Below are 9,003 nucleotides of genomic sequence, written 5' to 3'. Positions count from 1 at the left end.
CCGGCCTCCCCTTTTTCTTCGCCGGAAACCCGAAGCGGAAATATCGAAATCGGATGTCGCAGGGCGGCGCGGGCGGCACGCGCCCGGCCGGCTCGATGCATCCGCCTTCGCCAAGGCTACGGCGGATCTCATGGGCAATCCTCCGAAGCTCGCCAGAGCGAAGGAGGATCGCCGCGCCTCTACTACTCCCTCAGCGCTTCTCTCACTTTCTTCATGTCCTCCCACACATCCTTCTTCCTCTCCGGGCTCCGCAGCAGGAACGCCGGGTGGTAGGTCGGCATCACGCGGACCGGACCGAGCGGATGGAACCGGCCTCGCAGGCGTCCGATCGAGAGCTCGGTCTCGAGGATCGCCTGCGTCGCGAACGTCCCGAGCGTGACGATGACGCGCGGCGCGATCAGCCGGATCTGCTCCCGAAGGTAGGGAAGACAGGCGGCGACCTCGTCCGGCTCGGGATTGCGATTCTCGGGCGGACGGCACTTCAGGACGTTGGCGATGAAGACGTCCTCGCGGGTCAGGCCGATCGCCTCGATGATCTTCGTCAGGAGCTGCCCGGCGCGGCCGACGAACGCCAGCCCCTGCGCGTCCTCGTCGGCCCCCGGCGCCTCGCCGACGAACATCAGGTCCGCTTTCGGGTTCCCCTGGCCGAACACGAGATGCGTGCGCGATGCCGACAGCTTGCAGCGCGGACACCCCGCCGCGAACTCGGCGAGCGACGGCAGCGACGGGAAACCGACCGGGACGACCGGCCGGCTCGCCGGGTCCGTCGGCACCGCGTCTCTCGGCGCGGACGCGCCCGGCGGGCGAGGGGCGGCCGGACGCGCGGCCGGCGGCGGCGCGATCGGGCGCGGCGCGGGAGCCGGCTGAGCGGCGGTGGCGGCAGATGGGAGGAGGACCTCACGAAAGCCCAGATCGCGGAAGAACCGGATCTCTTCTAGATTTTTTCGGGGATCGTTCGCCACGCCAGCGTCGAGGATACCGCGTCCCAGATCTTGTCGGCGACCTCTTTCTTCGGCCGGCGCGACACCTCGATCCTCTGCCCGGCCGCGGAGAGGAGCACGACTTCATTGTGGTCGGCCTCGAATCCGACGCCTTCCCTCCCGACGTCGTTGCAGACGATCCAGTCCGCGTTCTTCTCCGCCATTTTCCGCCGGGCGCGCTCCTCCTGCCCGTCGCCCGATTCGGCCGCGAATCCGACGACGATCCGCTCGCCCTTGCGCGCCGCGATCCCCGCCAGGACGTCCTCTCCCGGCGATAGGGAGACGCTCCTCGGGCCGTCGGAGCGATGGAGCCGCCGGGCGAGGCGCTCGGGAACGAAGTCCGCGACCGCCGCGGCCATCATGAGCACGTCGCACGCCGCGAAACGCGCCTCGAGGAGCCGCTTCAGTTCCGCGGCGGACTCGAAGCGCTCGACGGCGATGCCGGGAGGAACGGGCCGGTCGGAGCTGGTCAGGAGGACGACGTCGGCGCCGCGCGCGCGGGCGCGCTCGGCGAGCGCGTGCCCCATTTTTCCCGAGGAGCGATTCGAGACGAACCGCACCGGGTCGATCGCCTCGCGCGTCGGACCGGCGGTGACGAGCACCTTCCGGCCCGCGAGATCCGCGGCCCCGCCCGACCCGAAGACCGCCGCCTCGACGATCTCCTCCGGCTCCGCCATTCGTCCCGGTCCGGAGCGCCCCGACGCCAGGAATCCGGCCCCCGGTCCGACGAACCGGACGCCGCGCGCGGCGAGCGCCGCGACGTTGCCGGCGACGGCGGGATGCTCCCACATCGCCGTCTCCATCGCGGGCGCGAGCAGCACCGGACCGGAATGGGAGAGGGCGTACGTCGACAGGAAGTCGTCCGCGATGCCGTGCGCGAGCTTCGCGATCACGTCGGCGGAAGCGGGGGCGACGAGGAGGAGCTCGGCCCAGCCGGCGAGCGAGACGTGCTCGACGGCCGCGGAAGGAGCGAACATGTCCGACAGGACGGCGTTGCCCGACAGGACGGAGAACGTGAGCGGAGCGACGAACTTCTCGGCGGTCTTCGTGAAGACGACGCGGACCTCGTCTCCGCGGTCGCGGAACCGGCGGACGATCTCCGCGGCCTTGTACGCCGCGATGCTTCCCGATACGCCGAGGACTGCTCTCATGGGCGCGGCCTCCCGCCGGACGATCTCACGGCCGCCGTTTCGGCCCGCGCCCGGGACGCCGGCGGACGAGCTCTACGACTCTTCGGTCTCGACCGGCTCCGGCACTTCTTCCCCTTCGGCCGCGAGCGAGCCGCCTTCGGGGCCGAAGTCCCAGCGAATCATGTTCTTCTCGAACTCGCCGGCGGCGAGGCGGGTGGGCTTGACGGGGGTCTCCGTCTCCAGCTTCGGCCGGGCCCCGCGCATCAGCTGCTCGGCGCGCCGCGCGAGGAGGATCACCATCCGGAATTTGCTGTCGACGCCTTCGGGCAGGTTCTGAATCACGCGTTCTCCCCTCATCGAAACTGTTTGCGAATCCGTTCGACCGGATCTTTCATCCGCGCCGGGCGCAGCCGCGCCGCCGACACGATCGCCTCGAGCGAGCCCAGGGCCCGTTCAAGGTCGTCGTTGATAATAGCATAATCGTACTGGGAGACCTCGTCGATCTCCCGGGCCGCGTTCGCCAGCCGCTTCTCGATCTGCCCATCGTCGTCCAGGCCCCTCGCCCGGAGGCGCCGGGAGAGCTCGGCCGCCGACGGGGGAAGGATGAAGACGGCGATCGACCCGGGGTACTTCTGCTTCACCTGGCGGACCCCCTGGACGTCGATGTCGAGGATCACGTCCTGTCCCGCCGCCAGCTTCGGAAGGACCTCCTTGCGGGCGGTCCCGTAGAGGTTCCCGTGCACCTCGGCCCATTCGAGGAACTCGTCCCTCCCGATCATGCCGCGGAACTCCTTCGCGGTCACGAAGTGGTACTCGCGCCCGTCCTCCTCGCCGTTGCGCCGCGCGCGCGTCGTGTGGGAGACGGAAAAATGGAGGTCCTCCGCGTGCCGGGTGAGGAGGCGCGCGATCAGGGTCGTCTTCCCACCCCCCGAAGGGGACGAGACGATGAAGAGGTCGCCGGGCGCGATCTCGCTCATTCGAGGTTCTGCACCTGCTCGCGGATCTTCTCGGTCTCGCTCTTCATGTCGATGACGTCCCGGGTGACGCCGAGGTCGCGGCACTTCGAGCCGATCGTGTTGATCTCGCGCTGGATCTCCTGCGTCAGGAAGTCGAGCTTCTTGCCGACGGGCTCCGCCGCGCGGCCGAGCAGGTCGCGGAACTGGTCCAGATGCGCGTCGAGCCGCGTGAGCTCCTCGGCCACGTCCGACCGCTCGGCGAGCATCGCGGCCTCCTGCTCGAGGCGGCCGGAGTCGAGCGGCGTGTCCGCGAAGAGGCCCGCGAGGCGCTCGCGGAGCGACGCGTGCAGGCGCTCGACGATGTCCCTCCGCGCCTCCGCGATCTTCCCCAACCGCTCGCGCAGGAAGCCGATACGCTCGAGCAGGTCGGTCGCCAGGAGCCGCCCCTCCGCGTCCCGCATCCGCGTGACTTCGGCGGCCGCGTGCGAGGCGATTGCGGCGATCTGCTCGACGGCCTCCGTCTCCATGGTCTCCGCCGCGCTCTCGACGTGCACCACCTGGGGAACGGTGAGGAGGTCGCGCACCTCGAGGCGCCCGCCGATCGGGAACTTCGCCGAGAGCGCGGCGAACCGCGCGAGCAGCCGTTCGAGAAGGGACTCGTTGATCGAGATCTCGTGCTCCGCCTCCTGGAGCCGCCGCAGCCGGACGGTCACGTCCGCCTTTCCCCGCAGGATCCGCCGGGAGACGGCGCGCCGGACGGCCGGCTCGAGGTCCGCGTGCTCTTCCCGGAGCCGGACGTTGAGATCGAGGAACCGGTGGTTGACGGTGCGGATCGCGACGTCGACGCTCCACTCCCCCACGACGCCGTGGGCGCGGCCGAAGCCGGTCATGCTCCGGACGCTCACGCCGGCCCCCCCGCCGGCGTCTCGCCGTCGAAGAACTGCATCTCGTACAGCCTCCGGTAGAGCCCGCCGCGCGCGATGAGCTCGGCGTGAGTGCCCTCGTCGGCGACGCGCCCCGACTCGAGGACGACGATCCGGTCGGCGCGCCGAACGGTCGAGAGCCGGTGCGCGATCACGAGCGTCGTCTTGCCCGCCATCAGCGTGGCCAACGCCTCGGAGACCGCCGCCTCCGACTCCGCGTCGAGCTGGGACGTCGCTTCGTCGAGGATGAGGATCGGGGCCCCCTTGAAGAACGCGCGCGCGATCGACAGGCGCTGCCGCTGTCCGCCGGAGAGTCGCCCGGCGTCCTCGCCGACCGGAGTGTCGTATCCCCCGGGAAGGGCGCTCAAAAACTCGTCGGCGCGCGCGCGCCGGGCCGCCTCGACGACGGCGGCCTCGGTCGCGTCCTCCCGGCCGTAGGCGATGTTCGACCGCGCGGTGCCGTTGAAGAGGAGCATGTCCTGGGTCACGAGCGCCATCTGTCCCCGGAGCGACGCGAGCGTGACGGAGCGGATGTCGGTCCCGTCGATCGTGATGCGTCCACCCGTCGGATCGTACAGGCGCGGCAGGAGATTGGCGAGCGTCGTCTTCCCCGCTCCGGAGGGCCCGACGAGCGCCACGGTCCGACCGGCGGGAATGTCGAAGGTGACGCCGCGCACGACTTCGGCGTCCCCGTAACGGAACGAGACGTTCTCGAACCGGATCGCCCGCGCGATCGGCGGGAGCGCCGGGGCCCCCGGGCTCTCCCGGATCTCGTTTTCGCGGTCCATCATCTCGAAGATCCGGGCCGCCGAGGAGATCGCCTGCTGCAGCGCGAGGTTCACCTTCGTGATGCTCTTGATCGGCGCGTACATCGTCATGAGCGCGATCAGGAAGGAGAGGAAGTCCCCCGCCGTCATGGTGCCGGCCGAGATCCGGCGCGCCGCGTACGCGAAGAGGAGCGTCAACCCCGTCCCGGAGAGGATCTCCATCAGCGGGGAGGAGATCGCCTGGATCCGGATCGTCTTCCGGTTGACCCGGAAATAGCGCTCGTTGGCTTCCGCGAAGCGGCGCGATTCGAAGTCCTCCATCCCGTAGGTCTTCACGATCCGGTGCCCGCGGATCGTCTCCTGGAGGATCTCCCCGATCGCGCCCATCCGCTCCCGCGAGGTGAAGGTCGTCCGGCGGAGCCGCTTCGAGATCTCGACGATCGGCCAGACGAGGAGCGGCGCGACGACGAGGGCGAAGAGCGTGAGCGTGCGATTCAACGACAGGACATAGCCGAGCATCACGGCGATCGTCAGCGCCCCCTGGAAGAGGTCGGCGATCCGCGTGCCGAAAGCCCCCTGGATGAGCTCGACGTCGCCGAGGAGCCGGCTCATCAGGTCCCCGGTCGTCGACCGGGAATAGAAGCTCGCCGACTGTCGGACGAGATGGTCGTACGCGTCTCCGCGGAGGTCTCGCACCATCGAGAGGCCGATGCCGTTGAACGCGAACTCCGAGAGGTACGAGAAGACGTTCTTGACGACGAGCGCCCCGAGCAGCATGGCCGGGACGGCCGCCCACAGGGGGATTCCCCGCGCGACGATCCCGGCCTTGAGCGCGGCGTAGGCCGCGTCGAGCGCGCGCACCGCCGCGCCGTGCCCGCTCCGGGCGAGCGCGGGGAGCGCCTCGGCCGGCCGGCCGCCCCTCGCCGGCGCGAGAACGTCGTCGAAGAGCGACCGGAAGAAGAAGACGAGCGCCCCGGTCGAGACCGCGACGACGACCATCGCGGCGAGCGCGGCGAGGATCTTTCCCCGGTACGGCAGGACGTAGCGGAGGAGCCGGCGCAGAACCGTCATGCCGGAAGCACCTCGAGCACCGCTTCGGCCGCGCGCGCGGCCGCTCCCCGGGGCCCGAGCCTCTCCCGGAGCGTCGACCAGCGGCGGCGCACCGCTTCGGCCTCCTCGGCCGAATCGAGGAAGCGGGCGGCCTCGCGAAAGACTCGCTCGACCGTGGCCTCCTCCTGGATGAGCTCCGGGACGACGCGATCTCCCGCGACGATGTTGGCCAGCGCGATGTGCGGCGTCTTGACGAGCCTCCGCGCGAGCGCCATCGTGGCCGCCGACGTGCGGTACACGACGACCATCGGCGCGCCGCACAGCGCGGCCTGCAGCGTCGAGGTGCCCGACGAGACGAGGAGGACGTCGCACGCTCGGAGGAGCGGCTCCGGGTCGCCCCGATGGAACGTCATCCCGCCGGAGCCCGGGAAGAGCTCCTTCGGGAGGCCCGGCGCCGGAACGACGACGATCTCCGCGTCGCGGCTCGCCGCCAGCCGCCGCGCGGCGTCGCGCAGCACGGGCCAGTGGCGGCGGACCTCTCCGGCGCGGCTTCCCGGCATGATCGCGATCCGCTTCCTCCCCGCCGCGCGCGGGACCGGCGCCTCCCCGTCGAGGTGGGCGTCCACCTCGTCGACGAGCGGGTGCCCGGCGCAGACCGCGTCGATCCCGGCCCCGCGGTAGATCTCGATCTCGAACGGGAAGAGGGTGATCATCCGGCGCACGAAGGACCTCATCACGGAGACGCGCCCGGGGCGCCAGGCCCACACCTGCGGGGAGACGTAATAGATCACCGGGATCCCGATCCGGGCGAGCCGCTTCCCGAGCCGAAAATGAAAATCGGGAAAGTCGATCAGGATCGCGGCGGCGGGCCGCTCGCGCGCGGCCGCCCGCTCGAGGCGCCTCGCGGTCCTCCAGACCGCGGGGAGCTTCGCGACGACCTCGAAGAGGCCCACGACCGACACGGACGCCGAGTCCGCCACGCGCGAGAGCCCCTCGCTCTCCATCCGCGGTCCGCCCATCCCGAAAAACGCCAGGTCGGGCCGCCGGCGCGCGAGCTCGCGGAGAAGCGACGCTCCGAGGCGATCCCCGGAGGTCTCGCCCGCGGAAACGAACACCTTCATCTAGTGTCCCGAGTTGGGAATAGCGTGCCATTTGTTCGGAGCGCCGCGGGGCAAGGTGCAAGTCGGCGCGATGCAGGCGATGCGGTGCCATCGTCGAGTCGCGCCGGCGCAAATGTCATGTTATTCCCAACTCGGGACACTGGCCGGTCAGGGATGCGCGGGGAACGGATACATCACCCACCCCGCTGCAATCGCGCCGACCAGCATCGTCAGGAGGACGAAGAAGAAATAGCGCCACCGCTCGCGCCGCCCCGACCGCCAGAGCAGCGCGAAGAATCCCGCCGTCAGGAGGGCGTAGAGGAACATCGCGAGAAAGTGGTCCTGCGGCATGCCACTTACCCTCTCACCCCTTCGTACCGGTGAAGATGTCGTAGGCGTCGAGCATCAGGAGGAGATTCATCATCCCGGCGGTCAGGATGAAGGCACAGCCGTATTCGAAGGTCGGCGAGAGGATGTTCCCGCCGGTGTTCTCGATCAGCAGCCGGGACGCGATGTTCAGGAGACCCGCGCCGTAGCAGGCGAAAGTGGCGAGCACGGTGAGCGGATGGTCGGGCTCGTGCACGTAGAGCTTCCCGTGGTACCCGAGGCCGAGGAGGAACGCGGCCGTCACGATCACGGCGTAGAGCAGGGCCGCGCCGCGCTTGCCGAGGTACGCGTGGCCGAGCCCGGGAAAGAGCCAGGCGAGGAGGAGCGCGACGAAGAGGTTGCCGCCCGCCGGCCGCGCCGGCGCCTCGGACCGGCTCACCGCGCGCTCCCGGCGGCGAGCGTCTCGAACGCCGCCGCGACGGCGCGGCGCGTCGCGGGGAGCTCCTCCGGGACGACCCGGGTCCGCCCGGTGACGGTCATGAAGTTGGTGTCCCCCTCCCAGCGCGGGACGACGTGGAAGTGGTAGTGGTCCTCGATACCCGCCCCGCCGGCCTTTCCGAAGTTCGCGCCGACGTTGAAACCGGAAGGGCGGTAGAGGGAGCCCAGGACCTCCTGGGTCCGCGAGATCTCGCCGATCAGCTCCGCGAGCGCGCCGGCGTCGCTCTCGAAGAGGCGCGCCTCGTGGGCCACCGGAGCGACCATGACGTGGCCGTTGGCGTACGGATACCGGTTGAGCATCGAGAAGACGCGCTCTCCGCGGTGGACGATCAGCGACGCCTCGTCATCCCCGAGCCGGAGCGCGTCGCAGAAGATGCAGCCCGCCGGTTTCTCGGACATGAGATAGCTCAGACGCCACGGAGCGAAGAGGGTCTCCATTCGCCGTCCGCCGACCCGAGGGTCACCGGTTGATCAGTTCCTTGAGCTCTTTTCCCGGCTTGAAGTACGGGATGCGCTTGGCGGGAACCTGGACCTTCTCCCCGGTCTTGGGGTTGCGCCCCACGCGGGCCCCCCGCGAGCGGAGCCGGAACGAGCCGAACCCGCGAAGCTCGATCTTCTCCCCTTCCCGCAGCGACTGGATGATCGAGTCGAAGAAGGCCTCGACGGCCGCTTCGGCTTCCTTCTTGTTGAGATCCGCCGCCGTCAGGACTCTTTCGATCAGCTCCGCTTTCGTCATCTCACTCTTCGTCCGCCGTTTCGGCCTTCTTGCGCGACCGCTTCTTCTTCGGCGCCTCGCCCCCCTCGGCGGGGGCCGCCGCCTCGGCCTCGACGTCGCGCGACGAGAGGCCGACCTTCATTTCCTCGTCCTCGATCCGCAGGATCGTGGCGCGGACCTTCTGCCCCTCGGCGTAATGATCCTGGGGCTTCTGCCCGCGGGCGAGCGGCGTCTCGGAGACGTGCATCAGCCCCTCCACCATCCCGTCGATGTTGACGAACACGCCGAAATCGGCGATGCGCGTCACGGTGCCCTCGATCACCGACCCGACCTGGTGCTTCTTCTTGAACTCCTCCCACTCGTTGGGCATGAATTCCTTGATCGAGAGGGAGATGCGGCGGTTCTCCGGATCGATGTGGGTGATCGTCGCGCGGACCTCGTCTCCCTTCTTCAGGACCTCGGAAGGGTGCTTGATGCGCTTGGTCCACGACATGTCGGAGACGTGGATCAGGCCGTCGACACCCTCCTCGATCTCGACGAACGCGCCGAAATCGGTG

General features: G+C 69.7%; 12 protein-coding genes. All 12 read right to left on the bottom strand.

From position 1 onward, the window contains the following. Positions 1 to 182: 182 nt before the first annotated feature. Positions 183 to 773, bottom strand: a complete 591-nt coding sequence (locus tag VKH46_00080; GenBank protein ID HKB69213.1) for a uracil-DNA glycosylase — start codon at positions 771 to 773, stop codon at positions 183 to 185. Positions 774 to 934: 161 nt separating this feature from the next. Continuing rightward, positions 935 to 2,131, bottom strand: coding sequence for a bifunctional phosphopantothenoylcysteine decarboxylase/phosphopantothenate--cysteine ligase CoaBC (gene coaBC / locus VKH46_00075; GenBank protein HKB69212.1), 1,197 nt, complete (start codon positions 2,129 to 2,131; stop codon positions 935 to 937). A 72-nt stretch (positions 2,132 to 2,203) separates the two neighbouring features. Then, a complete protein-coding gene (rpoZ, locus tag VKH46_00070) occupies positions 2,204 to 2,452 on the bottom strand; it encodes a DNA-directed RNA polymerase subunit omega (protein ID HKB69211.1) in 249 nt (82 codons plus the stop codon). Between the two features lie 11 nt (positions 2,453 to 2,463). Further along, positions 2,464 to 3,087 carry a guanylate kinase gene (gmk, locus tag VKH46_00065; GenBank protein HKB69210.1) on the bottom strand — a complete coding sequence of 208 codons (624 nt, stop codon included), beginning with the start codon at positions 3,085 to 3,087 and terminating at the stop codon, positions 2,464 to 2,466. Next, positions 3,084 to 3,971, bottom strand: coding sequence for a YicC/YloC family endoribonuclease (locus VKH46_00060; GenBank protein ID HKB69209.1), 888 nt, complete (start codon positions 3,969 to 3,971; stop codon positions 3,084 to 3,086). The genes gmk and VKH46_00060 overlap by 4 nt, the downstream gene beginning before the upstream one ends. Beyond that, positions 3,968 to 5,827 (bottom strand): ABC transporter ATP-binding protein, encoded by a 1,860-nt coding sequence (locus tag VKH46_00055; GenBank protein ID HKB69208.1) that lies wholly within the window; start codon positions 5,825 to 5,827, stop codon positions 3,968 to 3,970. The genes VKH46_00060 and VKH46_00055 overlap by 4 nt, the downstream gene beginning before the upstream one ends. Continuing rightward, complete coding sequence (lpxB, locus tag VKH46_00050) at positions 5,824 to 6,927, bottom strand: lipid-A-disaccharide synthase (protein ID HKB69207.1); 1,104 nt, start codon at positions 6,925 to 6,927, stop codon at positions 5,824 to 5,826. Before lpxB ends, VKH46_00055 begins: the two co-directional genes overlap by 4 nt. 147 nt (positions 6,928 to 7,074) lie before the next feature. Continuing rightward, positions 7,075 to 7,257: a hypothetical protein gene (locus VKH46_00045; protein HKB69206.1), complete on the bottom strand. Its 183-nt coding sequence runs from the start codon at positions 7,255 to 7,257 to the stop codon at positions 7,075 to 7,077. Positions 7,258 to 7,270: 13 nt separating this feature from the next. After that, complete coding sequence (locus VKH46_00040; protein HKB69205.1) at positions 7,271 to 7,672, bottom strand: DUF6677 family protein; 402 nt, start codon at positions 7,670 to 7,672, stop codon at positions 7,271 to 7,273. After that, positions 7,669 to 8,130 (bottom strand): HIT domain-containing protein, encoded by a 462-nt coding sequence (locus tag VKH46_00035; GenBank protein HKB69204.1) that lies wholly within the window; start codon positions 8,128 to 8,130, stop codon positions 7,669 to 7,671. Before VKH46_00035 ends, VKH46_00040 begins: the two co-directional genes overlap by 4 nt. A gap of 61 nt (positions 8,131 to 8,191) precedes the next feature. After that, on the bottom strand, positions 8,192 to 8,467 hold the full coding sequence (locus VKH46_00030; GenBank protein ID HKB69203.1) for an integration host factor subunit beta: 276 nt from the start codon (positions 8,465 to 8,467) through the stop codon (positions 8,192 to 8,194). Position 8,468: 1 nt separating this feature from the next. Beyond that, on the bottom strand, positions 8,469 to 9,003 hold a 535-nt coding region (locus VKH46_00025), incomplete at its 5' end, for a S1 RNA-binding domain-containing protein (GenBank protein HKB69202.1).

The organism is Thermoanaerobaculia bacterium (assembly GCA_035260525.1).
Classification (GTDB): Bacteria; Acidobacteriota; Thermoanaerobaculia; order UBA5066; family DATFVB01; genus DATFVB01.
Note: the sequence above shows the minus strand (reverse complement) of the source record. Positions and strands in the feature narration are given on the sequence as shown.

What these genes read in the sequence shown, in the direction of transcription:
- lpxB (HKB69207.1), bottom strand. Translation starts at nt 6,927, where the DNA reads ATGAAGGTGTTCGTTTCCGCGGGCGAGACCTCCGGGGATCGCCTCGGA.
- VKH46_00045 (HKB69206.1), bottom strand. Translation starts at nt 7,257, where the DNA reads ATGCCGCAGGACCACTTTCTCGCGATGTTCCTCTACGCCCTCCTGACG.
- gmk (HKB69210.1), bottom strand. Translation starts at nt 3,087, where the DNA reads ATGAGCGAGATCGCGCCCGGCGACCTCTTCATCGTCTCGTCCCCTTCG.
- coaBC (HKB69212.1), bottom strand. Translation starts at nt 2,131, where the DNA reads ATGAGAGCAGTCCTCGGCGTATCGGGAAGCATCGCGGCGTACAAGGCC.
- VKH46_00030 (HKB69203.1), bottom strand. Translation starts at nt 8,467, where the DNA reads ATGACGAAAGCGGAGCTGATCGAAAGAGTCCTGACGGCGGCGGATCTC.
- VKH46_00035 (HKB69204.1), bottom strand. Translation starts at nt 8,130, where the DNA reads ATGTCCGAGAAACCGGCGGGCTGCATCTTCTGCGACGCGCTCCGGCTC.
- VKH46_00055 (HKB69208.1), bottom strand. Translation starts at nt 5,827, where the DNA reads ATGACGGTTCTGCGCCGGCTCCTCCGCTACGTCCTGCCGTACCGGGGA.